Origin of the sequence: Sulfurimonas sp. (assembly GCF_028714975.1) — a bacterium.
GTDB lineage: Bacteria > Campylobacterota > Campylobacteria > Campylobacterales > Sulfurimonadaceae > Sulfurimonas.
The window spans coordinates 87,630-111,872 of the sequence record NZ_JAQTLH010000004.1; the positions used below are offsets into that span (position 1 = coordinate 87,630).

General features: G+C 38.5%; 28 protein-coding genes and 1 tRNA gene. 14 read left to right on the plus strand and 15 right to left on the minus strand.

Translation table 11 applies throughout. The features are described from left to right. Entirely contained in the window at positions 1 to 939 is a 939-nt protein-coding gene (locus PHQ93_RS05035; protein WP_299941683.1) for a D-2-hydroxyacid dehydrogenase, read from the plus strand. Here the strand turns inward: PHQ93_RS05035 and PHQ93_RS05040 are convergent. Continuing rightward, positions 919 to 1,080 carry a hypothetical protein gene (locus PHQ93_RS05040; RefSeq protein ID WP_299941685.1) on the minus strand — a complete coding sequence of 54 codons (162 nt, stop codon included), beginning with the start codon at positions 1,078 to 1,080 and terminating at the stop codon, positions 919 to 921. The two genes, PHQ93_RS05035 and PHQ93_RS05040, sit on opposite strands and share 21 nt — an antisense overlap. Position 1,081: 1 nt before the next feature. On the opposite strand from PHQ93_RS05040, the gene PHQ93_RS05045 reads away from it, so the two are divergent. From PHQ93_RS05045 to PHQ93_RS05065, 5 genes are all read left to right on the plus strand, one after another. Continuing rightward, positions 1,082 to 1,336: a DedA family protein gene (locus PHQ93_RS05045; protein ID WP_299941688.1), complete on the plus strand. Its 255-nt coding sequence runs from the start codon at positions 1,082 to 1,084 to the stop codon at positions 1,334 to 1,336. Positions 1,337 to 1,364: 28 nt separating this feature from the next. Continuing rightward, a complete protein-coding gene (locus tag PHQ93_RS05050; RefSeq protein WP_299941692.1) occupies positions 1,365 to 2,972 on the plus strand; it encodes an FAD-dependent oxidoreductase in 1,608 nt (535 codons plus the stop codon). Beyond that, positions 2,962 to 3,663 (plus strand): 2Fe-2S iron-sulfur cluster-binding protein, encoded by a 702-nt coding sequence (locus PHQ93_RS05055; protein WP_299941695.1) that lies wholly within the window; start codon positions 2,962 to 2,964, stop codon positions 3,661 to 3,663. The genes PHQ93_RS05050 and PHQ93_RS05055 overlap by 11 nt, the downstream gene beginning before the upstream one ends. Positions 3,664 to 3,817: 154 nt before the next feature. Further along, positions 3,818 to 4,315, plus strand: coding sequence for a YajQ family cyclic di-GMP-binding protein (locus PHQ93_RS05060; protein ID WP_299941698.1), 498 nt, complete (start codon positions 3,818 to 3,820; stop codon positions 4,313 to 4,315). 11 nt (positions 4,316 to 4,326) lie between these two features. Continuing rightward, the gene (locus PHQ93_RS05065; protein ID WP_299941701.1) at positions 4,327 to 4,977 is read left to right on the plus strand and encodes an AsnC family protein; all 651 of its coding nucleotides are present in this window, start codon (positions 4,327 to 4,329) and stop codon (positions 4,975 to 4,977) included. 7 nt (positions 4,978 to 4,984) lie between these two features. Here the strand turns inward: PHQ93_RS05065 and PHQ93_RS05070 are convergent, their stop codons facing one another. Next, positions 4,985 to 6,271, minus strand: coding sequence for a sensor domain-containing diguanylate cyclase (locus PHQ93_RS05070; RefSeq protein ID WP_299941704.1), 1,287 nt, complete (start codon positions 6,269 to 6,271; stop codon positions 4,985 to 4,987). A 137-nt stretch (positions 6,272 to 6,408) separates the two neighbouring features. Between PHQ93_RS05070 and PHQ93_RS05075 the strand changes: the two genes are divergently transcribed. After that, positions 6,409 to 6,496, plus strand: a tRNA-Ser gene (locus tag PHQ93_RS05075). Positions 6,497 to 6,651: 155 nt separating this feature from the next. Here the strand turns inward: PHQ93_RS05075 and PHQ93_RS05080 are convergent. Together PHQ93_RS05080 and PHQ93_RS05085 are read right to left on the minus strand one after the other, a co-directional pair. Further along, the gene (locus tag PHQ93_RS05080; RefSeq protein WP_299941706.1) at positions 6,652 to 6,945 is read right to left on the minus strand and encodes a type II toxin-antitoxin system RelE/ParE family toxin; all 294 of its coding nucleotides are present in this window, start codon (positions 6,943 to 6,945) and stop codon (positions 6,652 to 6,654) included. Between the two features lies 1 nt (position 6,946). Continuing rightward, on the minus strand, positions 6,947 to 7,246 hold the full coding sequence (locus PHQ93_RS05085; protein WP_299941709.1) for a type II toxin-antitoxin system Phd/YefM family antitoxin: 300 nt from the start codon (positions 7,244 to 7,246) through the stop codon (positions 6,947 to 6,949). Positions 7,247 to 7,395: 149 nt separating this feature from the next. On the opposite strand from PHQ93_RS05085, the gene PHQ93_RS05090 reads away from it, so the two are divergent. Both PHQ93_RS05090 and PHQ93_RS05095 read left to right on the plus strand, forming a co-directional pair. Further along, entirely contained in the window at positions 7,396 to 10,194 is a 2,799-nt protein-coding gene (locus PHQ93_RS05090) for an SUV3 C-terminal domain-containing protein (RefSeq protein WP_299941712.1), read from the plus strand. A gap of 87 nt (positions 10,195 to 10,281) precedes the next feature. Then, entirely contained in the window at positions 10,282 to 10,851 is a 570-nt protein-coding gene (locus PHQ93_RS05095) for a hypothetical protein (RefSeq protein ID WP_299941715.1), read from the plus strand. Here PHQ93_RS05095 and PHQ93_RS05100 read toward each other — a convergent pair. The 4 genes from PHQ93_RS05100 to PHQ93_RS05115 are packed head-to-tail and all read right to left on the minus strand — an operon-like array spanning position 10,829 to position 13,742. Beyond that, positions 10,829 to 11,638, minus strand: a complete 810-nt coding sequence (locus PHQ93_RS05100) for a hypothetical protein (RefSeq protein WP_299941718.1) — start codon at positions 11,636 to 11,638, stop codon at positions 10,829 to 10,831. The genes PHQ93_RS05095 and PHQ93_RS05100 overlap by 23 nt on opposite strands. Positions 11,639 to 11,671: 33 nt before the next feature. After that, a complete protein-coding gene (locus PHQ93_RS05105) occupies positions 11,672 to 12,193 on the minus strand; it encodes a YgjP-like metallopeptidase domain-containing protein (RefSeq protein ID WP_299941721.1) in 522 nt (173 codons plus the stop codon). Next, a complete protein-coding gene (gene dbpA, locus PHQ93_RS05110; protein ID WP_299941724.1) occupies positions 12,181 to 13,551 on the minus strand; it encodes an ATP-dependent RNA helicase DbpA in 1,371 nt (456 codons plus the stop codon). Before dbpA ends, PHQ93_RS05105 begins: the two co-directional genes overlap by 13 nt. Further along, positions 13,551 to 13,742, minus strand: coding sequence for a YwbE family protein (locus tag PHQ93_RS05115; protein ID WP_299941728.1), 192 nt, complete (start codon positions 13,740 to 13,742; stop codon positions 13,551 to 13,553). Before PHQ93_RS05115 ends, dbpA begins: the two co-directional genes overlap by 1 nt. Before the next feature lie 88 nt (positions 13,743 to 13,830). On the opposite strand from PHQ93_RS05115, the gene PHQ93_RS05120 reads away from it, so the two are divergent. Further along, entirely contained in the window at positions 13,831 to 14,037 is a 207-nt protein-coding gene (locus PHQ93_RS05120) for a hypothetical protein (protein ID WP_299941731.1), read from the plus strand. Here PHQ93_RS05120 and PHQ93_RS05125 read toward each other — a convergent pair. Genes PHQ93_RS05125 through PHQ93_RS05135 form a run of 3 tightly spaced genes read right to left on the minus strand, consistent with a single transcriptional unit; the run spans position 14,034 to position 16,743 of the window. Continuing rightward, positions 14,034 to 14,291, minus strand: a complete 258-nt coding sequence (locus PHQ93_RS05125; RefSeq protein ID WP_299915027.1) for an EscU/YscU/HrcU family type III secretion system export apparatus switch protein — start codon at positions 14,289 to 14,291, stop codon at positions 14,034 to 14,036. The two genes, PHQ93_RS05120 and PHQ93_RS05125, sit on opposite strands and share 4 nt — an antisense overlap. Continuing rightward, positions 14,288 to 15,559 (minus strand): flagellar hook-length control protein FliK, encoded by a 1,272-nt coding sequence (locus PHQ93_RS05130; protein ID WP_299941734.1) that lies wholly within the window; start codon positions 15,557 to 15,559, stop codon positions 14,288 to 14,290. Before PHQ93_RS05130 ends, PHQ93_RS05125 begins: the two co-directional genes overlap by 4 nt. 2 nt (positions 15,560 to 15,561) lie before the next feature. Continuing rightward, positions 15,562 to 16,743: an MFS transporter gene (locus PHQ93_RS05135; protein WP_299941737.1), complete on the minus strand. Its 1,182-nt coding sequence runs from the start codon at positions 16,741 to 16,743 to the stop codon at positions 15,562 to 15,564. Between the two features lie 191 nt (positions 16,744 to 16,934). Here PHQ93_RS05135 and PHQ93_RS05140 point away from each other — a divergent pair, with 191 nt between their 5' ends. The 3 genes from PHQ93_RS05140 to PHQ93_RS05150 are packed head-to-tail and all read left to right on the plus strand — an operon-like array spanning position 16,935 to position 20,472. Continuing rightward, positions 16,935 to 17,849 carry a DUF234 domain-containing protein gene (locus PHQ93_RS05140; RefSeq protein WP_299941740.1) on the plus strand — a complete coding sequence of 305 codons (915 nt, stop codon included), beginning with the start codon at positions 16,935 to 16,937 and terminating at the stop codon, positions 17,847 to 17,849. Beyond that, a complete protein-coding gene (locus tag PHQ93_RS05145) occupies positions 17,845 to 19,941 on the plus strand; it encodes a Tex-like N-terminal domain-containing protein (protein ID WP_299942073.1) in 2,097 nt (698 codons plus the stop codon). Before PHQ93_RS05140 ends, PHQ93_RS05145 begins: the two co-directional genes overlap by 5 nt. A gap of 6 nt (positions 19,942 to 19,947) precedes the next feature. Then, on the plus strand, positions 19,948 to 20,472 hold the full coding sequence (locus PHQ93_RS05150; protein WP_299941743.1) for a GNAT family N-acetyltransferase: 525 nt from the start codon (positions 19,948 to 19,950) through the stop codon (positions 20,470 to 20,472). Here PHQ93_RS05150 and PHQ93_RS05155 read toward each other — a convergent pair whose 3' ends face one another. Beyond that, positions 20,473 to 21,225 (minus strand): TIGR04219 family outer membrane beta-barrel protein, encoded by a 753-nt coding sequence (locus PHQ93_RS05155; protein ID WP_299941746.1) that lies wholly within the window; start codon positions 21,223 to 21,225, stop codon positions 20,473 to 20,475. Between PHQ93_RS05155 and PHQ93_RS05160 the strand changes: the two genes are divergently transcribed. Continuing rightward, a complete protein-coding gene (locus tag PHQ93_RS05160) occupies positions 21,224 to 21,400 on the plus strand; it encodes a hypothetical protein (protein ID WP_299941749.1) in 177 nt (58 codons plus the stop codon). The two genes, PHQ93_RS05155 and PHQ93_RS05160, sit on opposite strands and share 2 nt — an antisense overlap. A gap of 179 nt (positions 21,401 to 21,579) precedes the next feature. On the opposite strand, the gene tpx is transcribed toward PHQ93_RS05160, so the two are convergent. The 3 genes from tpx to dxr form a co-directional block, all read right to left on the minus strand. Continuing rightward, positions 21,580 to 22,083 (minus strand): thiol peroxidase, encoded by a 504-nt coding sequence (tpx, locus tag PHQ93_RS05165; RefSeq protein WP_299941752.1) that lies wholly within the window; start codon positions 22,081 to 22,083, stop codon positions 21,580 to 21,582. A gap of 118 nt (positions 22,084 to 22,201) precedes the next feature. Further along, positions 22,202 to 23,179, minus strand: coding sequence for a tRNA (adenosine(37)-N6)-threonylcarbamoyltransferase complex transferase subunit TsaD (gene tsaD / locus PHQ93_RS05170; protein WP_299941753.1), 978 nt, complete (start codon positions 23,177 to 23,179; stop codon positions 22,202 to 22,204). Continuing rightward, positions 23,176 to 24,243: a 1-deoxy-D-xylulose-5-phosphate reductoisomerase gene (gene dxr, locus PHQ93_RS05175; protein ID WP_299941754.1), complete on the minus strand. Its 1,068-nt coding sequence runs from the start codon at positions 24,241 to 24,243 to the stop codon at positions 23,176 to 23,178. Before dxr ends, tsaD begins: the two co-directional genes overlap by 4 nt.

A 24,243-nucleotide genomic window follows, 5' to 3' on the forward strand; every position in this document is an offset into this window, starting at 1 on the left:
ATGAAAATAGTTCTACTCGATACTTTGACTTTTGGCGATACGGATTTAAGCGCTTTTTATGAGCTGGCGGAGGTAGAAGTTTTTGCTACGACTTCAAAAGAACAAACACAAGAGCGTATAACTAACGCCGATGTTATAGTTACTAACAAAGTTGTTATAACCGATGTGCATATGTCAAACGCTCCAAAGCTAAAACTTATTTGCGTTGCGGCAACAGGTATGAACAATGTCGATTTGGAAGCTGCAAAAAAAAGAGGCATTGAGGTGAAAAACGTTTCAGGCTACTCGACGGCTTCGGTTATTGGGCACACTTTTTCTATGCTTTTTTATCTTGTAGGGCACTCTAAATATTATGATGAGTATGTCAAAGACGGTTCTTATTCAAAAAGCCCTATTTTTACGGATATAACAAAACCGTTTTTTGAAGTAAAAGGCAAAAAATGGGGAATTATCGGTTTGGGAACTATAGGTCGTGGAGTTGCAGCCGTTGCAGAGGCGTTTGGTGCAGAGATTTGCTACTTCTCTACAAGCGGTAAAAACAGCTCAAAAGATTATACGCAAGTAGAACTAAACGAACTTCTTAAAAGTTGTGACATCATCTCTATTCATGCACCTCTAAACGAGAAAACGCTCAATCTTTTAGGGTATGAACAGTTGTTAATGTGTAGAGACGGAGCCGTAATTTTAAATCTTGGACGCGGCGGAATCATCGATGAGGAGGCAGTTGCACGCATTGTGGATGAAAAAAATATCTATTTTGGTTTGGATGTCTTAAGTCGTGAACCGATGGAACAAAATCATCCTCTTTTGAATGTGAAAAACAGAGATAATCTCTACATAACGCCTCATATAGCATGGGCTAGTGTTGAAGCAAGAGCAAAACTCATTGAGGGAGTAGTGCATAATATCAAATCTTTTTTAGAGCAAAATCATAGCTGAGATAACACTTTTTTTATCGGCTTTTTTGGCGGCAACTATTTTGCCATTTAGCTCTGAAGTTGCATTTCTTGCGGCTTTGGCTAACGATATGTCAAAAGCAAATGCGCTTATCTTCGCTTCGAGTGGAAATATTCTTGCCATAATGCTAAACTATTTTCTGGGCTTATGGTTTTATGAAAAAACCAAAACAAAACTTCTTTCTTCAAAAATAGGAACAGCGGCGTATAACCATGGACATCGTTACGGCTACTATGCACTTTTGTTCTCGTGGCTTCCGATTATCGGCGACCCGCTAACACTTGTAGCCGGAGTTGTTAGGCTTAGGTTTGTTTGGTTTGTTATAATAGCGGCAACACTAAGAGTTGCAAGATACTACGCGCTAACGCTTGTGGTATAATGATTATATTTTATAGATAGGCATAGATATGAATCGCGTAATAGTTATAGGTGCAGGCGGAGCGGGACTCGTTGCCGCATTAAGCGCCCATGAAAACGGTGCAAAAGTAACGGTTATAACAAAAGAGTACCCGACAAGAAGTCAAACGAGTATGGCTCAAGGCGGTATAAATGCTGTTTTATCGGATGAGGGCGGCGATAGCGTAGAGGCACATATACAAAATACTCTAAAATCTGCCAATGGTTTGGCAGATGAAAAAGCAGTCAATTTTATGTGCAAAGAAGCCCCAAATGTCCTCAAGTGGCTAGATGGCATCGGAGTACCTTTTAGCAGAACAAAAGAGTCACAAATTGCCCAAAGAAAACTAGGCGGTGCAGCAGCTCCAAGAGCCTGTTATGCGCAAGATTATACAGGTCTGAAAATCCTTCATACACTCTATGACAGATGCCTTGAAGCGGGGATTGAGATTTTAAACGAACGCTATCTGTTAGAGTTTATAACAAGCCAAGATAATAACGATAAAAGTTATGTTTGCGGTGTTAGTGTACTCAATAAGCGAAGCGGCGAAGTTGAAGTTTACGAAGCAAGCAGTGTCATAGCGGCAACCGGCGGATATAGCAGAGTTTATCATAATTACTCGACAAACTCCGTCTCTACAACGGGTGACGGAGTTGCCTTAGCTTATCGAGCAGGAGCGAGGCTTAGCGATATGGAATTTATTCAGTTTCATCCGACGGCACTTAAAAACTCTTCCATTTTGATTTCCGAGAGTGCAAGAGGTGCAGGTGGGTATCTGCTTAACTCAAAAGGCGAGCGGTTTGTAAATGAACTTTTGCCTCGTGATGAAGTAGCACGCGCTATTGATGATGAGATAGCAAAAGGGTATGATGTTTTTTTAGATATTCGTCATTTGGGAACAGAGTTTATAGAAAATGAACTTCCGCAAGAGGCAAAACTTGCAAAACTTTATGAAAATATCGACCCATCGGTTGAACTCATCCCAATCAAACCCGCAGCACACTATACGATGGGCGGTATAGAAGTAGACGAAGAATCTTCCTCATCTATAAGCGGGCTTTTTGCAGTCGGGGAGTGTGCAAATCACAGAGTTCACGGAGCAAACAGACTTGGCGGAAACTCGCTTTTAGAGCTTGTGGTATTTGGCAAGCAGGCTGGAAAGAGTGCAGCAAGATATGCAGACAGTTTTGATAAAAAAGTAGATTTATCGGAGCAAAAAAAGAGTTTTGAAGATAAAATCGCAAAGATAAAAGAGTTTTCAAGTGAGATAAATTTTTATGAAAAACAAAGAGAGTTGGGCGAACTTTTTTATAAAAATTTCGGTATAAAAAGAGAAAAAACGGCTATGGGGACTCTGCTAAATGAAGTAAAAGAGATGAAAACGGCTCTGTCGAAGATGGGTGTGAGTGATAAAACAAAAGAGTATAACACAAACCTTATAGAGTTTTTGGAGTTTAAAAATGTATTGGAGTTAAGTGAGCTTATTTTAATCTCTGCTATAAGCAGAGAGGAGAGCAGAGGAGCGCATTTTAGGGTTGATTTTCCTTCACTTGATAATGAAAAGTTTCAAGCTCATACGATTATAGATAGAGACGGGGCGCTTAGCTATGAAGATTGATATTGAAAGAGAGAGAGTTGTTTGTTATGAACTAAAGACAAAAAACCAAACTCTGCTAGAAGCACTAAATGATATAAAGACTACGCAAGACGCATCTCTTGCATATAGCAGCGGCTGCAGAAGCGGCGTTTGCGGAAGCTGTGCTGTAAGGGTAAACGGTAGAGAGGTTTTAGCCTGCTCGTACCATATTCAAGACGGTGATTTAGTAGAGCCGCTAAACAACGCTCCCGTTATTCGTGACTTGGTCGTAGATATGGACAGAGCTTATAGTTTTAATGCAAAAGCAAAAGCTTGGCAGAGCGGTATCGTAGATGATGTTTTGCTCTCACATGAAGATGAAAAACTAAATGAAGTGCAGAGCGATTGCATATTGTGCGGTTCATGTTATAGCGCTTGCCCCGTTTATGCACAAAATAGTGAGTTTCTAGGACCGTTTTCGCTAACAAGAGTTTGGAGATATGTTAGCGATAAAAGAGAGCAAAACAAAAAAGAGAAGATTGATAACATTCAAACAAACGGTGTTTGGGATTGTACACTTTGCAACGCATGTACGCTTGTCTGCCCGCAGGGGATTTCAAGCAAAGCAGATATAGAAAAACTAAGAGCAAGAAGTGCTATGTTTGGCTATATAGATCCCAATTTCGCTTCTTTTGGTTTTGGTGGCGGATTTGACGGAAGTCCGACATTCTAACATACCATTTGATGTTACACACTGAAACGAACGCGTCCGTTTCAGTGGCATGGACTAAAGTCCCTACAACCCCCTAAAGCTTTTCGCATTCATGCGAAAGAACTAACATCGTTTTATGTTATAATTTATAACTATTTTACAAAAGGTTTAAAAAATGGCAAAAGAGTACTCATTTGATATAAGTGCAAAGATAGATATGCAAAATTTTAAAAATGCTATAAATTCTGTGGATAAAGAAGTTGCTAACCGTTACGATTTTAAGGGTACGACTTATGAAGTTGACTTTAAAGAGAAAGAGAAACAGTTAGTGTTAGTAGCATCAAGCGATAACAAACTTGACGCTCTAAAAGATATTGTTATAACAAAACTCTTAAAACAAAATCTCTCTTCAAAAGTTTTAGAAGAGCAAAAAACAGAAAATGCCAGCGGTAACAATAGAAAAGTAACTTTTAAAATTGTTGATTATATCGATTCAAAAGAGGCTAAGAAAATAGTCGCAGAGATAAAAAACCTAAAACTCAAAGTAACAGCACAAATAGAGGGTGACTCTATAAGAGTAAAAGGGGCAAAGATAGATGATTTACAAACCGTAATCGCTAAGATTCGCTCTATGGAGTGGGAAGCGCCTTTAGTTTTTGAAAATATGAGATAAGGGGATATTTTATGCCAAAACTATCTATTTCCGATGCCGCAGAGCAACTAGGCGTATCAAGAGAGGCGATTCATAACCGTATCAGAAGAGGCTCCCTGCAGAGCGTGGTTGAAAACGGCGTAAAGCTTGTTATCGTCGACGATGAAAAGAGCGCTCAAACGGTATCGAGAAAAATGGATAATAAAAAATTACCCAACCAGACGGATGAGAGATATTATAAATTTTTAGAAGAACAGAATGTAAAACTTCAGCAAAAAGTAGAAACTCTTGAGGGCGAAACAAGAACTCTAAGAGATCAAAAAGAGCGTATGCTTATAGAAGAGAGAATAAAGATTGAGAAAATTTATAAAGAAAAAGATGAGCAGTTAAAAAATATAATCAACGCAATCTCTTCGAAATTCATGTTAAACAGTACAAAAAATGATACTCAAGATGAGCTTTTTGAAGCAGAAATAGAAGAAAAAACCGATGAAGAATCTTTAGAAAATAGAAGGCTGATATCTTTAAATAAATATCTAAAGAGCGGAGATTTTTCAAAGAAAAAAATCTCAAAGATAAAAGAGAAATTTCAAGAGAAAGCCAAAGATGATTCCAGAATCATAACGATAGGCAAAAAGTACTATATAGATGTTCAAAAGTATGACTATAGTGATTTAATGTAACGCTATATTAACAGTGCTCTATCCTGTTTCTGCCGTTATGTTTAGCAGAGTAGAGTTTTTGATCAGCCGCACCGATATAGTCGTCTAAAAAGTGCTGTTTATAGTGAATTTGCGGTGTAACCTCCACAAAACCGATACTTACACTATGTTGAACGGCTTTGTTGTCAATCTCTAAAAAGTTATCATAAAAATCTTTGCGGATTTTTTCTAAAACTGCCAAGCCTCTGTCTTTACCGATAGCAGGAAGCATGATGACGAACTCTTCCCCGCCGTATCTAATTATGATATCGGAGTTACGAATATTTTTTTTCACGATTTCAACAAAATGGACTAAAACTCTATCCCCAAAAAGATGTCCGTAAGTGTCGTTTATGGTTTTAAAATCATCCAAATCGCACATAGCAAGGATAAACGGGTTGCTTGTAGCCATAGATAGTTCGTACTGATTTTTAAATATATTTTTTAAGCTATGTCTGTTTAGTGCATTTGTCAGAGGGTCTTTTATAACTTTGTTATTCATCAAAATATTATCGATTAGTGCAAGTTCGGTTCCGATACTCAAAGATAACATCTCACACTTTTCAAGATAGGTGATAATTACGCGATCTTCTTGCGTGGAGATGTTTGAGCGAATTTTTTTGGCAAAAAGATGTAGAGTGTTGTGCATATTTACGATAGTGTTATATTTTGAATTGTTTTGAATAATTCTTTTCCCATCATCATGCAGCCATGTCCCAAAATTACACATTGTTGAGTCTAACTCCGGAAAATTATCGACATTTTTATTATTGATACAATCCGCAAGGTTTGAGAGCCAGACTAAGTGAGATTCATAGTGAGCTAAAATATTTTTTTCCATTAAATCTGAGAGTGAGGATATGCGGACATTATTTGTCAATTTTAGATTGCTTGCATACTCTTGCAGATATACAGACGCTACTTTGTTGTAAATATTGTTAAACAGTTGAAATAGATCTGCAAAGTTTGAGTTTATGGAATTTTTATCAATTTTATTTATTAAAACATTTTTTAGGTTGTTTATCTCATTTGCTATGACAATATAGTGCGCATCTGAAGAGATTTGATGTTTTGCAAGAAGTTCAAACTGCTCTAGCAGTTGTTCCTCTTCAAATCTAGCGCAGATAGTTTTAATAATATTTTTATAGTATGACACATGCAATCGTGAATTTTCATCATCATCTTTGCTTAGAAGACAATAGGTAGTATACTTATCTATAAACTCTTCTAAGATATTTTCTGCATCTTTAAATAATTTTGAAAAATCATATACCATAATTTTGCCGCCTTGTAGAAAGTATAAATAAATTTTATCATAAAGATTTGATTGTATCAAAATAACACTTTAAACCTACTTTTACAAAAGTATTACTTAGATTAAGCCTTGGAAGTGTAAAATTGCACTTCCACAATGGACAGTTGGGAGAGTGGTTTAATCTAGTCGCCTGGAACGCGGCCGTAGCGAAAGTTACCGAGGGTTCAAATCCCTCACTGTCCACCACCTTAAAATCAATCCTCTAGAATAAGCATTTTTAATCTTTTAAAAATTTACTGTGCAGTTTTTGTGCCCTAACATTTGAGAAGTCCAAAGTATGTCTTCATTATTCATTAGCATTTGACTAGCAAATGTATGCCTCATCTGATAAAGATTTGTTCTTAAATTCTATTAGCTGCTTTTTTATAAACTTCCATACTATCTCTTTTGCCTACAGCTATAACAAACACTTCTATTTTGTCTTCAATTATTTTATAGACTATTCGTACTCGTTTATTGTCAACATAGACTTTTCTTAGTCCTGCAAGATTATTATTGGCTTTATTTCCAAGGTCATTACCTACGAGTGGATTTTGAGCTATTTTCAATAGCTTCTTAAATACAAGAGCTGTAGTGCTATTCCCCAATTCCTTTAAATCCTTGCTAACATCTTCATGAAACTCGATAGCATACATATTAGTTTAACTTGTCTAAATCTATATTAAAAGATTTTGCCATTTCTTCAAGTGAAATAGTTTTGTATGGCTTGGAAGTTCTTTCTTTGACTATATTATAGATTTCTTGATGCTCAAGCAGTTCTAAAGCCTCACTCATTCTTTCATACTCATCTTTTGAGATTAAAACAGCTTCAACTTTATTGTTTTTAAGTATTGCAAACTTATCCATAGTGCTATCTTTGATTTGAGATAAATAACTTCCAAATTTTTTCGCAAACTCTGATGATGGTATTAATTCATTTGTTGCATAAGTTACCATAGCTTAATTCCCCTTGATATATTCCGTAATATTATACGCAATTGTAACATATTTTTGGATATAAAAGAATTGTTTGTTTAATGGGGTCATTCCAATTGGAATTATTTTTAAATATGTTCTTTGTTAAATCCTTTTGGTTACAATAATATATGGCAAAGAAAAATAAGAAAAATTCAAAAATAAACCAAAAAATAAAACACTATTTTGACGATGACCCGTTTGATGTAGGGGTTGCGAGGGTCAGTTCGCAGACACTAAGCGAGCTTTTTACGACTCTTGGCATATACGATATCGACCAAAGCAAAGATATGCTTGTAAAAACGGCAAGAATGATGTGGAGTGAGGCGGATAATGATTTTCGCGCAGACATTTTAAAGTTTTTTGCGCATGAGGGCAAAATCTACAAATCTACGACTCCAAAAGAGTCAAATCCAGATAGAGAAGATAAGATAGATATGCTTATAGGCGAGTTGGATGTTAGCCACGAAGAGGCTGTATTGCTTCATGAAGCGTTTGCGGATGTAAGAAGCAAAAAAATCACCATCGAGAAGATGGAGTCTAAGCTTCGTCACATTCGATACAACCTAAAAAAAGAGCGGATTCAAAAGAGAGTTGACGGCGTTTTTGACATTGACGACTCTTTAGAGTTTAACGCCTCTCTTCATTATGTTCTTTACGGGCAAAATTTTCATAAGATACTCACGCTAAATACAAAAGCGTATGAGTATGACTACCTGCAAAGCGGTGATGAAGAGTTGCTTATAAAAGAGATATTGGAAGAAAAAGAGCGTGTTACGGAGAAAAAACAGCAGGAGATAGAGAGTTTTATAAAAAATCTATCAGATCCTCATCCGTATCTAACCCAAAAAGAGTTAGTAAGTGCGATTCGTGCAACGCCGCCAAAAACAAAGGTTTCATATCCGCTTTTAAAAGAGAGTATTCTTTTGGGCATTCTCTCCAAAGAGCTTGGCGAGATTGAACTTGAGCTTCATGATGAGGAGCTTTTGATTGCTTTTGAGCAGAGCTGTAAACTTCCCTATATAAACAAAGAGCAGCCTTACACTTTAGAACTGCATATTGAGCTAAACTCGCTCCTTGAGGATATTTGGAAGAGTAACAAACTTGATTTTAGCCAAGTGATAAACGAATCCAAACAAGAGCATGAAGAGCAGTTTTTAAGTGATTTGGCATCTTTGGTTGAAGAGTGCGGCTCTTATGCGGCGCTGCTTCATCTAAGCCGTGAGGCACTGTATGCTAAAGTTTATGAAGTATTGCTTGAACTGTTGCCGACATCACTAAATATCTCGCCGAAAATTGCACGAAAAACCGTTAAAAGATTTATACACTCTATCCAAGATGAGATAGTTAAAAAGCAGAGATATACCTTACTTGCTCGAACCATAAGAGATTTTAAAAACCTTTTTCCGCTTGCAAGAGATATGAGAAGAAAGCTCACTCTTCACATAGGACCGACAAACAGCGGAAAAACATATCAGGCTATGCAAAAGCTAAAAAGTGCGGATACTGGGTACTATCTGGCACCGCTTAGACTCTTGGCGTTAGAGGGCTATGAGGATTTAAGGGATAGCGGTATAAACGCATCTTTGATTACGGGTGAAGAGCAGATTTTAGATGAAGATGCAACTCACATAAGTTCGACTATCGAGATGGTAAATTTTGATGTCGATGTAGATGTCTGCGTAATCGATGAAGTTCAAATGCTAGACGACCGTGACCGCGGTTGGGCGTGGGCAAACGCTATCATAGGCGCACCCGCAAAAGAAATTATAATGACCGGTTCACCGAACGCAAAAGAGGCTATTGTCGCACTTGCCGCATATTTGGGCGAAGAGCTGGAGATAATAGAGTTTGAGAGAAAAAATCCGCTTACCCTTTTGGAATCTCCTGTGCATGAAAAAGATGTAGAAGAGAGTACGGCAATCATTGCTTTTACCAGAAAAGATGTTTTAAAATTAAAACAAACATTCTCCAAATATTTCAGCGTTAGCGTTGTTTACGGAAATCTCTCTCCTGAGGTCAGACGCGAAGAGGCTAGAAGATTTAGAAGCGGCGAGACACAGATTTTGGTTGCTACCGATGCAATCGCAATGGGGTTAAATATGCCCATCAAAACCATACTCTTCTCAAAAGCCGAGAAGTTTGACGGTGTAAACGACAGAAGCCTGCTGCCGAGTGAAATTCATCAGATTTCGGGTCGTGCGGGAAGATACGGTTTGCATGAAAACGGATATGTCGGCGCTTTAAGCGCTGATGTTTTGAGCATAATAAAAAAGAATTTTCACAAAGAGGCAAAAACTATAACTATCCCTTTTAAAGTGATGGCAAACCTCGATCACATCAAGCTTGTGGGAAGCATACTAGAAGAGAAGTCGCTGCATGAGATTTTAAAGTTTTTCGTAAAAAATATGGAATTTGACGGTCCGTTTGTGGCAACAAACTTAGATGATATGCTAGAGGCATCTATTTTAGTTGACGGTTATGATTTGGATTTAACTACAAAGTATCATCTGGCATGTGCGCCGCTGACCCTAAAATCTCCATATATCACTGCAGCTTATGAGAGTTACTTGATGGCGTTGGAGAAAAAAATGCCCGTAACATATACAACTCCGCCGCTTATGGGAAGCTATGCACAAACAACCGATGAACTGCTCCGCGCAGAAGATATGGTAAAAGAGATTTCGCTCTATCTATGGCTAAGTTATAGATTTGGCGACTACTTTGTAGATGCGCAAAGAGCAAGAGCATCAAGAGGGATTTTAAACAAATTTATAGAAAATTCGCTTCAACAGGGTCAACTTGCAACAAAATGCAGAATGTGCGCCGCACCGCTCCCGCCAAACTCGCCCTACGGCATTTGTCAGGCATGTTTTAAGAAAAACTATGCAGGACGCGGGGTGAGTAATAGAGGGTATAGAAAGAACTAAGTTGTTTATGACAAAATGCAATATTTTTTGTTAATACTTATTATAGATAATATCTTTAGATAAATTTAGTTATGTTTGAGTATACCAATGATAGAAAAAGAGCTTATTCATATGCTAGTCAACCACAAATTTTTAAACTCTTATCCGCTTGTAGGTAAAAAGATACTTATCATCGGCACATTCAACCCCGATGTGCCTTGCAATAAAGCAGAATTTTTTTACGGCAGAGCTCAAAACCATTTTTGGGATCTGCTTCCCTCCATGTTTGGCAAAGAGAGCTTCAAGGGTAATGTACAAAAACAAAAAGAGTTTTTAGAAACATACGACATCGAGCTAAGCGATTTGATACTTTTGGTTAATCTAAATGAAGCCGATATCTGCAACTACGGCGATGACAAACTAAAAGATGTCAAGGAGTACAACACGGACAATATTTTAGAGATTTTGAAAAAAGGCAAGACAAAAGAGGTCTATTTTACGAGAAAATCATTTGATAAAAGTGTAGAAAATATAAAAACCGAGATATATAAAATCAAAGATTTTTGTGATAAAAACAGCATAAAATTTAGATTTTTACCTACGCCTGCGCGCTTTGCTGTGAGTGAGAATAAGCGTCAAGAGTGGCGAGAGTGTTTTAGCTCCCGACCCTTTTTATAAATGTTTTTATGCTTTCGCCGTCATTTTGAACGATTAGAGTAAAGTCGTACTCTACCCCTTTAATCTCCGCGCTTTTGGAAATAGCATCCAGTTTTTTTAGCATGATTTGTGCATTTTTTACGGTATCGACAAGATAGATAAGTAAAAAAGTATCGTCACTCCAGCGAATAAGCATATCATCTTGGCGGGTAATGCTTTTAAAACGAGTCGCCAAAGCCTTTAGAGCACTCTCATCATCTCTAAGGTTAGAACCGTCTTTTTTACTCACTTGAATTAAAACGGCACTCATTATCTTTTCATTGAAAACGGCTGCATCTTGGTAGCTTTGCGCTATTTGCAAAAAGTAATTTCTGGCATAGGCACCGCTTTTTGCATCAATGTTTGCACGGTTTTCAATCATAATGCGTTTAATCAAAGTTTGTGTTATGTCCGTAAACACGACAATAATATACTCTTCTATTTTATTGATTCCAACGGAAAAAGCGTGCGGTTCATAGTTTGGCGTCATCATGCTCACAACTCTCTCAATCTCCGGCAGTTCCAAGACAGTATCAAACCAACTGCTGCTGCCATTGATTTTATCCGCATGAAAGTAAGATGGGTGCGGAACAAAATTGCTAACAAACGAGCCAAATTCCGATTTATACTGCTCCAAAGATGAAACTGAAAAAAATTCTTTAAAAGCTCCGTTTACCAAAATAGGCTCATCATTATAAAAAATAATAATCAAATCTTTTTGAGAATCTACGACACTTTGAATAATGGCTAAGCTAACATCTTCTCTCATGAAGCGCTCCTATATGATTTTAATTTTAAATACTCAGCAACTTTGATTCCACTCATCTATCTTGCCTTTTATATCCATTTGTGTCATATAGAGCCTCAAATCAAACTCTACCTGATGATAAGAGGGTTGCATATATAGGCAGAGATTGTAAAATGCTTTGTTATGCTCTTTTTCTCTAAAGTGCGCCAACTCATGCACGACTATCATCTCTAAAAATTCTTGCGGCACGCTTTTAAACATTGAAGCTATGCGAATCTCATTTTTGCTTTTGAGCTTTGAGCCTTGGACTCTTGAGATAAAATGGTGAGTGCCTAAAGCATTGTGAATAACATTTATTTTGCCGTCATAAAGAACTTTGCTTAAAGTCGGCGCATTTTTCATATGAGAGTTTTTTAGTTCATTTACATAGGTAAAAAGCGCTTTGTCTGTTTTTACGGTATGCAAATTTGGATATCTGTTTTTAAGGTGCTGGGCTAATTTATCTTGTTTTATCAGCTCTAACACCTGTTTTTTTGTAGCTTCCGAGTAATGTAGCAGATATTTTAAAGAATCCAAACCGAAAACTTCTTCCCTTTGATTTTTCCGTTTTTTAGCTTCTCGTGAGCCTCATCTATTTTACGGGCTTCGATGGCTACATAGCTCTGTTTGTCGTAGATATCTATCTTCCCGATAGAACTTCCGCTTAGTCCTGCTTCACCGGTTAATGCACCAAGTAAATCTCCTGCACGGACTTTATCTTTTTTACCGCCCTCAATAACCAGCGTGATATTTTGCGGTTTCATCTCAAAACCGTTTACAACTTTTAAAGACTCGGGATCTTCAAAAAGACGGCTCTCGTTTTTGTACTCATCAGCTTTGTCCGCTTCATACGGACTTATAAGAGTAAACGCCAAACCTTCCATGCCGGCTCTTGCAGTTCTGCCTATGCGGTGAGTGTAGGTCTCTTCAGAGTGAGGCAGGTCATAGTTTATAACCATGGATAGCTCTTTTATGTCAAGCCCGCGTGCTGCAACATCGGTTGCCACTAACACGGGGCAACTTTTGTTAGCAAACTGGACTAACACATCGTTTCTCTCATACTGCTCCAAATCGCCGTGAATAGCGAGTGCATCAATCCTATTTTTTTGCAAAGTATCTGCAATCTCCGCAACTTCCGCTTTTGTGTTAGCAAAAACTATAACATTTTCAGGTTTAAAATTGCTCAAAATATTTATAACAGTTTTTAATTTTTGAGAGTTTTGCACCTCGTAGAAACGCTCTGTTATCTTGTTGGCAACTTCTGTTGAGGTTGTTTTTACATTTAGAGCATCTTTTTGTATAGAAGCGCTGATACCCATTATCTCATCCGTATAAGTTGCAGAGAAAAGAAGCGTTTGTCTCGTCTTTGGAACAAAGCCCAAAACCTCGTTTATCTCTTCGCTAAAACCCATATCTAACATTCTGTCCGCTTCGTCAAGCACGAGCATATCGACATCTTCAAGAGATAGTGTCTCTTTTTTGAGGTGTTTTAAAATCCGCCCCGGAGTACCTACTATGATGTGCGCACCGTGGCGAAGCGAGCCGAGTTGCGGACCAAAAGCAGTTCCGCCGCATAGAGTTAAAATCTTTATGTTGTGTGAAAATCTAGCAAGCATTCTCAGCTCTTTTGCCACCTGATCTGCAAGTTCACGAGTCGGGCAGAGTATGAGTGACTGGACTCTGAACTTTTTAACTTGGAGTTTATGAAGCAGACCTATGCCAAATGCGGCTGTTTTACCGCTTCCTGTTTTTGCCTGAGCGATTACATCTCTGCCCTCAAGTATAAACGGCAAGCTCTCCTCTTGAATCGGTGTCATCTCTTTATAACCTATCTCATTTAGGTTATGAAGCATCTCTTTGCTAAGAGGAAGGTTTGAAAAATCTTTTTTATTCATTAGTATATTTCCTTTACTCGTCCGACTTCACGATTCATAAGGCGGACTTTAATGCCGTGAGGATGCGTTGCAGATGAGGTTAAAATGTCGCGGACTATTCCATGTGTAAGTCGTCCGCTTGCCTGATCTTCTTTGAGTACAATCGCCACATTCATACCGCTTTTTATATTTGCTCTTTTTGTGCCGCCCATCTTTTGTCCTCTAAATTATATATGTAATTATAGCTATTTTCCTCGTTATGTTAAAATACATTAAAAATTTGCAAAAAAAGGAGAATTTATGGAAGAAACAATCGAGGATTTAGAAGAGGAGCTGCAAAAAGCACTCACCCAAATAGACACAATAGCGGTAAAAGTTCAACTAAAAGAGATTGGTACATTTGAGGGCTTTATGGAAAGCGAAAAATATAAAAATAGAGTTGTCGAGATAGGCTACAAACTAAAAGAGTTGGGTGTAGATATAACAACTATGCCGGAGTATAATTAACTCACCTCTTTTTTTGTTATCTTGTATATAAAGCTAAATACTTCCGCAACTGCTTTGTAGAGTGCTTGCGGAACTTCTTTGTCCAACTCTACTTTTGAGAGAAGTTCGATGAGGTCTTCATCTTTTCTTATAGGTAAGTTGTGAAGCTCGGCTATTTTTATGATGTTTTCAGCGGTGTTTCCCTGCCCCTTTGCAACAACTCTGGGAGCATTTTCTTTATCTTTGTCATATCTAAGAGCAACGGCTTTTTTCATGCTTTTACCTCAAATCCCAAATCAATATGATTATAACTGCTCTCATAGGGTGAATTTTTTTTGAGTGTATCAAAAATGCGTATTTCTTTTGGCGTGATTTGCGACTCTATAAGAGCTGAGCGAAGAAGAGAGATATTTTCTTTTACAATATTTTTAAATTCACTGTTATCCGAGTAGATGTGAATGTTGATTTGATTTTCTTCATAAAGAGCCAATTTTAGTTTTAACTCTCCGTACTCTTTTAGTTTTAGGTCGATATCGCAATAAAACCTATCCTCTTTGTCTTTTTTAATGTTGATATTTCCCTCTTCAAGGCTATCCCAAGAAAAAGGCAGATAGAGAGACGATGAGTTTGAGAGATGCGAAAGCAGTTGATAGTAATCTATTTGAAGAGATAATTTATCTACAAGTTTTAACAATTCACCCTGATTTGGATGTGAAGAGTTGGCAATTTCTTCACCCGCTTTTAGCAAAATCGACTTCAAATCCTCAGATAAAATCTCTTTGACGCTCTCATGCGTTGCTAGCTTTTGTGGATTTTTAAACGGAGCCAATTTAGATGTGATTGTAGCCGTCTCTTTTAAAAAAATAGCCTCAGCTTTTGATGTTTTTGTAGTTTGTTGCAGTGTCTCTTCAACTTTCGATAAAACTCTCTCAACCCCTTTTGCCAGCTCCTTTAGAGCCGCCGAATCATCTTTTGGGGTTTGCAGAAGTGCCGTATTTGAAGCATCTCTTAAAATCGGATTTGCTAGCAGTTCTTTGATATTTTGGCTCAATAATTTTGCATTAGGCGTATCGATTTTTGCAATATTTTTCTCAAGAGATACCAGCAAATTTTTTAACTCTACTTGTGGATTTTGCACATTTTTGAGTTTTGATTCTAAAAAAACACCCGAATTTTGAATTTTCTCTTTTAAAAGAGGCTCACTAAGCTCTTTAATATCTATAAGAAAATTTTTTAGCGTCGTCTCAATGGGAAGAGGATTTTTCTCGGATTTTAGAGTGTTTAGCAAATCTTTTACGGTACTAGTGACATTTCCGAGATCTTTAAGCGTAGGGTTATTTTTTGCAAGTTCTAAAAGAGTTTTATCTCCCTGTGAACTCTGCGCACTGCCTTGAAGTAGAGAGCTTAGTATGGACTTGAGGTCTTTGTCTTTTGAAATCGTCTCAATCTCGCTAGGAGATGCCTCTTTTAAAACTAACGCTAACGCTTTGTTAGTGTTTGGCACGATAATATCAAGCTGCTTGTTAAGTGATAAATTAATCATATTTAAAGTATATCATTTTTTATTCTCAGCTCAAACTTCTTTCTAAACAAGAACAGAAGCAGTGCCAATGTTATTGCAAAGAGCGAGGCGATGAAGAACGGTAGGCTAGCACCGTATCTGTCCCACAGCCAACCGCTAAGAACAAGTGAAATAAATGTACTCACTCCAACGGCAGTATAGTAAACGCCGTAAGCTGTCGCCTTTAGTTCAGTCGGTGTCGTGTCGGATATGACTGCTTTTGCGAGCGCATTGAAACCCCCTGCAAAAAAACCGTAAATCCCAAACCCAAGCCACGCTCCTAAAACACCTCCTGAAGCCATTGCTAATGCACCTAAACCAAATGCCGCATAAACCGCCGATAGTAGCGTTGCTTTTCCGTACTTATCCGCCATTTTCCCAATCGGTATAGCAAATATGGATAAAATAAGATTGTAAAATGTGTATGCAAGCGGTATCATCGCAAGCGCCATGCCGTTATCTGATGCTTTTAAAATCATAAACGAGTAGTTCATTGCAAAAAGGCTAAAGAGACTCTGAAATCCAACCAGCCAATAAAAAGGCGAGCTAAGAGCAGACGGTCGAAATCTGCTTATAGGAGCCGGAGCAAAAGGAGTGTCGGTAACAAAAAGAACAAGAATAATCAGAGAAATAACGCCCGGAATGAGGCTTAACGCAAATACCGTGCGAAATGAAGCTTCACTCTCCCCCAGATAGTACAACAGCCCAAAAGCGCTCAAGCTTCCCGCAACGGCTCCTGCACTGTCCATCATTTTGTGAAAACCAAAGACAAAACCGCTGACCTCTTTGGGGGTCGAGTGGCTGATAAGCGCATCGCGCGGAGCGGAGCGGATACCCTTTCCTACTCTGTCTGCTATGCGAATAGTTGCAATCATCGCAGCACTTTGGGCAAAAAAAGCAAAAGGTTTGATGAGGTTTGAGAGTCCATATCCAAATACGGTAAGCCCTTTTCGTTTTCCAAGTCTGTCCGAGTAAAAACCGCTAAGCGCAATCAAAAGTGCAACACCAAGCTCCGCAACTCCTTCAATAAACCCTATCTCACCCTTAGTAGCGTGAAGAAAACGATCAAGAAAAATAGGCAGAAGCGGAAGAATCATCTCGGTTGAAAAGTCTGTAAAAAAGCTGTTAGCGCCAAGAGCAACTATGTTTTTGTTAAGTGCGGACACGATAATCCTTTCTTTAAAGATATGAAAGTATTTTTAAAATCACTCTATAATAAAATTTCATAAACTAAATATATCATTTTTTGATACATTTATCGGTATTAATTATGCCAGTGGTGTAGTAAAGTCAAGTTGTTGCCATTTTTTTACGCATAATTCAAGTATAATTTCAAAAATCAACCAAAGGCTTTCTTATGGCAAAACATCCCTCACTATTACAGCAGTTTCGCTCTTTTTGTTTTCAAAATAAGCCGCAAGATTTGGAACGCTCTATTGAGTATTTTTCTGTTTTTGGAGGAATGAGCTGGAGTGTTGATATGAGCAAACCGCTTGAGGAGTTGATTGAGAGTAAGGTTTTGAAAAATTACACCTACATTCATGGGGATATTACAAAGATTACGCAGAGCGATAAGGTGAGCCATTCACTCCTAAGTGCCGTTGCAGCGGGAGACGGAAGAGTTCACTCCGCACTAAAGAGAGCTAGAATCTCAAGGGCTGAAGGTGAACACGCCATTGACACGCTTTGTAGCAAAAATCTCCTCAAACGGGAATTCTCGTTAGAGTCTCCGCCTGACTCGGATGAAAAAATTGATGATAAACTAAACTTCAACACGCCTTTTATGCGTTTTTGGTTTGCTTTTATCTCGCCATATTTTAAAAGTATCAAAGAGGGTGATTTTAAAGAGGCAAAAGAGCAGTTTGCAAACCGTAAAAGTGAGTTTTACGAGCTTACTTTTAAAAAACTCTCCCAAGAAGTTATGAAAAAAAGCTTTAAAGATGACACTATCGTAGAGATAGGAAGTTATTGGGATAGAAATACGCAAATCGACATTTTGGCAAAAACTTCTTCGGGCAAAATCATTGCCGCCTCTTGCAAATACTCCAACCAAAAAGCAAAAAAAAGTGAATTTACAAAATTAAAAGAGCAGTGTGAGGCGGCAGAGCTTACACCCGATATCTATGCCATTGTCTCAAAGGGCGGTTTTTCAAATGAGCTAAAAGCCCTAAAAGGTGAAGACTTAAAACTATTTGCACTTAAAAATTTTAAAATTCTTATAGAAGATTTGAGCGAAAAAGATTTTATAGAATGTGTGGGAAAAAGATATTAACACCTTAGTAAATTTATTAATCAAAAAAACGGCTCTTAAACGAGAGCATGTAGAAAATATTTTAAAACTTCTTGATGAGGGTTCGACTATCCCTTTTATAGCCCGTTACCGCAAAGAGATGACAGGCGGTGCGGATGATGAAGTGCTTCGTGAGTTTGAGACTGTATATGTCAGTGCCAAAAAACTCTTAGAGAAAAAAGAGGAAGTCTCAAGGCTAATCGCCGAGAGAGCGACTTTGAGCGAGGCTATAAAAAAGAGCATAGATGAGGCTGATAGTTTGCGTGCTTTAGAGGATATTTACCGTCCATACAAAGAGAAGAAAAACTCCCGTGCCTCAACTGCCATAGAAAACGGACTAACACCTCTTGCTAACATGTTAGAAAAAGCTGTTTTGAGTGTTGATGAGTTTAAATCAAAAGCAAAAGAGTTTGTAAAGGGTAGTGTTGGATCCGTAGATGAAGCAGTGCAAGGCGCGCAAGATATTTTAGCAGAGAGATATGCAGATTTGCCTCGCGAGCGAGAAGCAATTAGAGGCAATATGCTTCGCCACGGTGTTTTAGAGGTTAAAAAAACAAAGAATTTTGACGAGAACGGAGTGTTTAAAAACTTTGTCGGTAAAAGCGAAAAAGTTGCTTACATTCCGTCTCACCGCTACCTTGCCGTTATGCGCGCAGTTAACGAAAAAGAGCTATCCGTAAAGATAACCATAGATATAGAGCGCCTAGAGGCAAACATCAAAGAGTACAAAATCCCTCGCAATGCTTCAAGTTCAAAAGAGCTGCTTTTTGAAGCATACAAAGATGGGCTAAAACGGCTTTTGCTTCCATCGCTTGAGAGAGAAGTCCATGCCGAGTTAAAAGAGAGAGCCGATATCGCGGCAATATCTGTTTTTGGCAAAAACCTAAATCAGCTTTTAATGACTCCGCCTGTTACAAAGAGAGTTATTTTAGGAGTTGACCCCGCTTTTAGAACGGGGTGCAAACTGGCTGTTATAGATGAAAACGGCAACTACCTTGAGTCGTGCGTAATCTACCCGACAGAGCCTCAAAGGGATTATGAAAACTCTAAAAACAAAGTGCTAACACTAACAAACAAGTATAAGATCACGGGTGTGGCTATCGGAAACGGAACAGGCTCACGCGAGACTCAAGAGTTTTTTGCCCGCATCAATAAAGAAGAGGGCGCGAAGCTAAACTATACGGTTGTCTCAGAAGCCGGAGCATCCGTTTACTCCGCTTCAAAGATAGCTTCGCAGGAGTATCCAAATCTTGATGTAACTATAAGAGGGGCTATCTCCATAGCACAAAGGCTGCAAGACCCTATGGCGGCGCTTGTTAAAATAGACCCGAAATCTTTGGGTATCGGGCAGTATCAACACGATGTAGACCAAAAACTTTTAGAGAAAAAACTGACCGATGTTACGCAAGATTTGGTTAACCGAGTGGGTGTAGATATAAACTCAGCCTCAGCTTCACTTCTCTCTTATGTCGCAGGCGTAGGCGCAAAAGTGGCTCAAAATATCATCGCTTTTAGAGAAGAGAATGGGGCATTTAAAACAAAAGAGCAACTTTTAAAAGTAAAAGGTTTGGGCAAAAAAGCTTATGAACAGGCTGTCGGATTTATTCGTATAAAGAACTCTAAAAATAGTTTTGACAACAGCGGAATTCACCCCGAGAGTTATGAAGTTGCAAAAAAACTTCTTGCTCTTGACTTGGCAACTGTTGATGTTAAAGAAAAAGCAAAAGAGCTAAGCGTTGGAGAAGAAACACTTAAAGATATCATAAAAGAGCTTTTAAAACCTGGTTTTGACCCTAGAGAAGAGTTGCCCCCGATTCCGTTTAAGGACGGCATAACGGATATTAAAATGCTAAGTGTCGGTAGTTTTGTCTCAGGCGTTGTCAGAAATATTGCAGATTTTGGCGCATTTGTGGACATTGGACTGAAAAATGACGGGATGATTCATATATCAAAAATGAGTGCAAAAAAAATTTCTCATCCGCTTGAAGTTCTTTCGCTAAACCAATATCTGCCTCAAATCGAGGTTATCTCAATAGATGAAGAAAAAGGAAAAGTCGGACTAAGTCTGATATAAAAAACAATGAAACCAACACTATATTTTCTAAGATCTTCGGAGCAAAAAATCGCAACCGATATGCTTCACTATGCCTACCGACTTGATGAGACGGGTAAAAAAGTTCAAGATTTTGCTGAGCTAGACATCTACTGTAGATTTTACGGACTGTCCTCAAAAGATCTTGGGCTTTATGCTTTGAGTGAACATAAAATCGCAGGTGCTGCTTGGATACGACTTCTAAAAGAGGATCAACCTCCGATTCTGACCATCGGTGTAAAACCCGAGTTTAGGGGAATGGGTATCGGCTCTGCGATGCTAGAGCAGCTCTTCTTAGAAGCCGGAGCGCTTTTTGAGAGAATGAGTGTGAGTGTTTTAAATAACGAAAAAAGTGTCGGTTTTTTTAAAAAGCATGGGTTTGTAGAAGTTGAAAACTCTTTGAGCAAAAGCCCTGTTGATGGCTTGGAAGTTATAACAATGGTAAAAGAGTTGCCAAAAGAGAGAGTCGTGCGACCGACCGACGGTTACGACCCTCAAAAATGGATGGATTAGTTAAAAGCGAAACATTAGACCCGCATAAACACCTGAAAAGTCTATGTCTAGTTTTGCATCAATACTATCTTCGTTGATATCTATCTTTTGAACTCTGTAACCAATCTCTACGGCAGGCTTGATAACAGGGAAGAAACCTAGTGTATAATCAACTTTTGCTCTTGCATCATAAACCGTAGAATTGCCCGTTGAGATATACTTTATATCCGCTTCAAGACCGATATCCGTTGATGGAATCTGAACTCTTGCTCTTGCATACAGTAAAGGGATAGGAAAAATTACGCTGTCGCTATATCCTGCAAATGGAGCTGAGGGAGCAGCTCTGTAAGATGCGTTAATGATTTTGATATCAAGACCCAAATCAAGGGTAATCCAAGCGGTGTTGTCAAGAATGTTATAGTACGGGATGATGTCATACTGTTTCATATCGTAAGAGAGCGTAGTAGAAGCCGAAGTGATGGTAAAATCTTTGAACTGACCGCTTGCCCTGCCGCTATCTTTTAAACTTACATACTCTAGCCTAAGATTTGGCAAAACAGGAATGGGATGTTTGATAGCTGCCCAAATATAAGGAGAAGTTTCTTCTTTTTCGCTTGAAGTATAAAGACCGTTTGCACCGCTCTCAGTGTAAGTTGCAGTGCCTTTTGGGGTTTGCATCCACGCACCCGCACCCATTTCGACTCTCGTAAAATCAGCCATCACACTTGAAGCTAAAACAGCCGTGCAGGTAAGTGTATATAAAATTTTTTTCATGTTGAAAATCCTTAAAATAGATAGGATTATTGTAGCAAATTTAAACTTGATTTATAAAGGGCGAGAAGCCCTAAAAGAGAAGGAGAAAAAAGAGGTACCGGTAAATACCTCTTTTGTAAAACTATCTAGGAGAAGAGATAGTTTATTGAAATTATCTTTGGAGTTATATCTGTAAAATGTTCTTAGTTGTTGACTTTATGTACTTTTTTAAAAAAAGAGCATAAAATACCTTGAAATTCTCGAAAAACATGTTTTTCGTAGCTTTAGGGGGTTGCAAGGGACATTTGTCCCTGCCGCTAAATGGGCTCGTGTGCCCTCACTTTTGGGTATTGCTCATTTAGCGTATAACATAAATTAGTTAGCTGCAGCGATAGCAGCGTCGTAATTTGGCTCTTCAGTGATTTCAGGAACTATTTCTTTGTAAGTTACGATTCCATTCGCATCAACTACGAAAATCGCTCTACAAGTAACGCCTGCAAGAACTGAACCGCCAAGAAGTACACCGTAAGCGTTAGCAAAATCTTTGTTTCTAAAGTCAGATGCAACAGTTAACTTATCAATTCCCTCAGCTGCACAAAATCTTCCCGATGCAAACGGTAAATCCATAGAAACAACAGTAGTTTTAACACCTTCTAGCTTCGCAGCTCTTGCATTAAAATTACGAGTTTCAGTAGCACATACGCCTGTATCTAATGATGGAACAACGATAATAAGCTGTTTAACGCCTTGAGCGCCGCCGACTACTACATCAGCCAAACCAGCTGAATTTACAACAGTAATTTCCGGTGCTTTATCACCAACATTTACTTGATTTCCTAAAAGTTTTACTTCTACGCCTTTAAATTTTGTAGTTGCCATTTTCGGCTCCTTTTGTTTTTTTTATTTTAACTTTTTATTGATAAAAGAAGTATATTTTAAATCGGATAATTTTACTCTTAATTAGAAAAAGAGTGTTTAATGCTAAGCACATTTTAAGCTAAATGACACTTTTTGGACAGATTTCAAGCTCATCAATCGAGCTAAATATCCCCTTTTCATACATCTCTACGGCAACTCTACCTATCATCGCTGCATTATCTGAGCAGTACTTCAACTCGCTCAAAAGCAGAGCTGCATCGTAAGGTTTTAAAAGCTCCTCTATGGCAGAACGAAGATAGAGATTTGCGCTAGCTCCGCCGACTATGGCAAATGTTTTTGGCGTAACATCTTTAAAATACTTCTTGAGTTTTTGTATGATATGAGACACGGCAATATGCTCAAATGATGCGGCTATATCCTTATAGTCGTTCTCGTTTGCATCTTCTACGGCAAGTCTAACCGAGTTTTTTAACCCCGAATAAGAAAATGCGATGAGAGGAGATTGATGAAGCGGAACCGTAAAGTTATACTTTTTTCTATCTCCCTCCTTTGCCAACTTTTCTATAACCGGTCCTCCCGGATAACCGAGATGCATCATCTTAGCCACTTTGTCAAAGCTCTCGCCAAAACTATCATCCATACTTTTTGCAACCGTTTTTATCTCTTCTAAACTCTTTACTTCCATTACCTGCGTATGTCCGCCTGAAACCAGTAAAACCGTCAAAGGAAAAACCGCCTCTTTTTCTATAAATAGAGAGTAGATATGCCCGATAAGATGATTTACGCCGATTATAGGGATATTTAGCGCAATAGAGACAGCTTTTGCCATAATCACGCCCTCAACAAGAGTAACGCTTAATCCGGGAGTCGTAGTAACCGCGACCGCTTTTAAGTCACTAAAATATGCTCTGCACTCCTCTAAAATCTTAGGAAGTGCCTCCGCATGCAGTCTGGCTGCCAGTTCGGGAACAACACCGCCATAAACCGAGTGTTCTAACTCTTGAGATATCTTTTTATGAAAAAGAAGCTTTTTTGTGGCAATTTCTGTTATCGCGATAGCGCTATCGTCGCATGAGCTTTCAATTGAGAGTATCATTTTATTCTCACAAAAGCTCTAACTTCTTCATCAAGAGCAAATACATCATCAACGCTTTTTGGCAAAGTGTCAAACTTTTCGTAAGCTCTTATAACCGTTTTTGCTATATCCATAAAACCTATTTCGCGAGATATGAACTTCTTTATTGCGGCTTCATTTGCGGCATTTATTACAACTGCGCGTGAGGGATTTTTTAGAAGTTCCTCTTTTATCTGCCAAATCGGGTATCTATCCGTAGTTATCTCGCGAAATTCAAGAGAGCCGACTTTTAGCAAATCTACATGCGGGAGGATATTTTCTTGCATCTTGCCATTAAGTGCAAAAGCGATAGGAAGCTGCATGCTGGCATTTGCAAAGTGAGCGGTGGTTGAGCCGTCTTTGAAGTCGATGAGCGCGTGAATAAGTGACTTTGTCTCGATAATTGCATCATATTTGCCCTCTCCAAAAAGCCATCTTGCTTCTAAGAGCTCAAATATTTTGTTCATCATTGTCGCGCTGTCTATCGTGATTTTCTGCCCCATTGACCAATTTGGGTGTTTTTGAGTGTCCTCTAGTGTTGCGTTTTTGAGTCTGTCTATCTCCCAGTCGCGAAATGCTCCGCCGCTTGCGGTGATTATCATCTTTTCTACGGGGCGATTTTGCATCAAATACCAAAGTCCGAAATGTTCACTGTCTATGGGTTGGATTTTGGTTGTGTCTATAAAAGCACCACAGGCAACGAGTGACTCTTTATTTGCAAGAGCCACTTTTTTGCCTGCTTCAAGAGCCGTAAGCGTTGGACGAAGACCCAAAAAGCCTACAAGCGCGTTTACGACCAACTCACTCTTTGACTCTTCTATAACTCTTAAAATCGCTTCTTGTCCATAAAAAATATTGTTATGGTTTACTCTATGAATATCTTCTTTATTTGCGACAACGACTGTTTTTGGGTTGTGTTCTTTTATCTGTTTGTTTAAAAGCTCTATGTTGTTGCCTGCAACAAGCACCTCAATTTCCATTGAGAATTTTTTTGCAACTTCAAGCGTATTTACGCCGATTGAACCGGTAGAGCCGAGCAGTATCAA

Bases quoted from the DNA above. Each gene is read 5' to 3' on its own strand.
- PHQ93_RS05035 (WP_299941683.1), top strand. From the start codon at position 1: ATGAAAATAGTTCTACTCGATACTTTGACTTTTGGCGATACGGATTTA.
- PHQ93_RS05040 (WP_299941685.1), bottom strand. From the start codon at position 1,080: ATGGCAAGAATATTTCCACTCGAAGCGAAGATAAGCGCATTTGCTTTT.
- PHQ93_RS05045 (WP_299941688.1), top strand. From the start codon at position 1,082: ATGCTAAACTATTTTCTGGGCTTATGGTTTTATGAAAAAACCAAAACA.
- PHQ93_RS05050 (WP_299941692.1), top strand. From the start codon at position 1,365: ATGAATCGCGTAATAGTTATAGGTGCAGGCGGAGCGGGACTCGTTGCC.
- PHQ93_RS05055 (WP_299941695.1), top strand. From the start codon at position 2,962: ATGAAGATTGATATTGAAAGAGAGAGAGTTGTTTGTTATGAACTAAAG.
- PHQ93_RS05060 (WP_299941698.1), top strand. From the start codon at position 3,818: ATGGCAAAAGAGTACTCATTTGATATAAGTGCAAAGATAGATATGCAA.
- PHQ93_RS05065 (WP_299941701.1), top strand. From the start codon at position 4,327: ATGCCAAAACTATCTATTTCCGATGCCGCAGAGCAACTAGGCGTATCA.
- PHQ93_RS05070 (WP_299941704.1), bottom strand. From the start codon at position 6,271: ATGGTATATGATTTTTCAAAATTATTTAAAGATGCAGAAAATATCTTA.
- PHQ93_RS05080 (WP_299941706.1), bottom strand. From the start codon at position 6,945: ATGTATGCTATCGAGTTTCATGAAGATGTTAGCAAGGATTTAAAGGAA.
- PHQ93_RS05085 (WP_299941709.1), bottom strand. From the start codon at position 7,246: ATGGTAACTTATGCAACAAATGAATTAATACCATCATCAGAGTTTGCG.
- PHQ93_RS05090 (WP_299941712.1), top strand. From the start codon at position 7,396: ATGGCAAAGAAAAATAAGAAAAATTCAAAAATAAACCAAAAAATAAAA.
- PHQ93_RS05095 (WP_299941715.1), top strand. From the start codon at position 10,282: ATGATAGAAAAAGAGCTTATTCATATGCTAGTCAACCACAAATTTTTA.
- PHQ93_RS05100 (WP_299941718.1), bottom strand. From the start codon at position 11,638: ATGAGAGAAGATGTTAGCTTAGCCATTATTCAAAGTGTCGTAGATTCT.
- dbpA (WP_299941724.1), bottom strand. From the start codon at position 13,551: ATGAATAAAAAAGATTTTTCAAACCTTCCTCTTAGCAAAGAGATGCTT.
- PHQ93_RS05115 (WP_299941728.1), bottom strand. From the start codon at position 13,742: ATGGGCGGCACAAAAAGAGCAAATATAAAAAGCGGTATGAATGTGGCG.
- PHQ93_RS05120 (WP_299941731.1), top strand. From the start codon at position 13,831: ATGGAAGAAACAATCGAGGATTTAGAAGAGGAGCTGCAAAAAGCACTC.
- PHQ93_RS05125 (WP_299915027.1), bottom strand. From the start codon at position 14,291: ATGAAAAAAGCCGTTGCTCTTAGATATGACAAAGATAAAGAAAATGCT.
- PHQ93_RS05130 (WP_299941734.1), bottom strand. From the start codon at position 15,559: ATGATTAATTTATCACTTAACAAGCAGCTTGATATTATCGTGCCAAAC.
- PHQ93_RS05140 (WP_299941740.1), top strand. From the start codon at position 16,935: ATGGCAAAACATCCCTCACTATTACAGCAGTTTCGCTCTTTTTGTTTT.
- PHQ93_RS05150 (WP_299941743.1), top strand. From the start codon at position 19,948: ATGAAACCAACACTATATTTTCTAAGATCTTCGGAGCAAAAAATCGCA.
- PHQ93_RS05160 (WP_299941749.1), top strand. From the start codon at position 21,224: ATGTTGAAAATCCTTAAAATAGATAGGATTATTGTAGCAAATTTAAAC.
- PHQ93_RS05155 (WP_299941746.1), bottom strand. From the start codon at position 21,225: ATGAAAAAAATTTTATATACACTTACCTGCACGGCTGTTTTAGCTTCA.
- tpx (WP_299941752.1), bottom strand. From the start codon at position 22,083: ATGGCAACTACAAAATTTAAAGGCGTAGAAGTAAAACTTTTAGGAAAT.
- tsaD (WP_299941753.1), bottom strand. From the start codon at position 23,179: ATGATACTCTCAATTGAAAGCTCATGCGACGATAGCGCTATCGCGATA.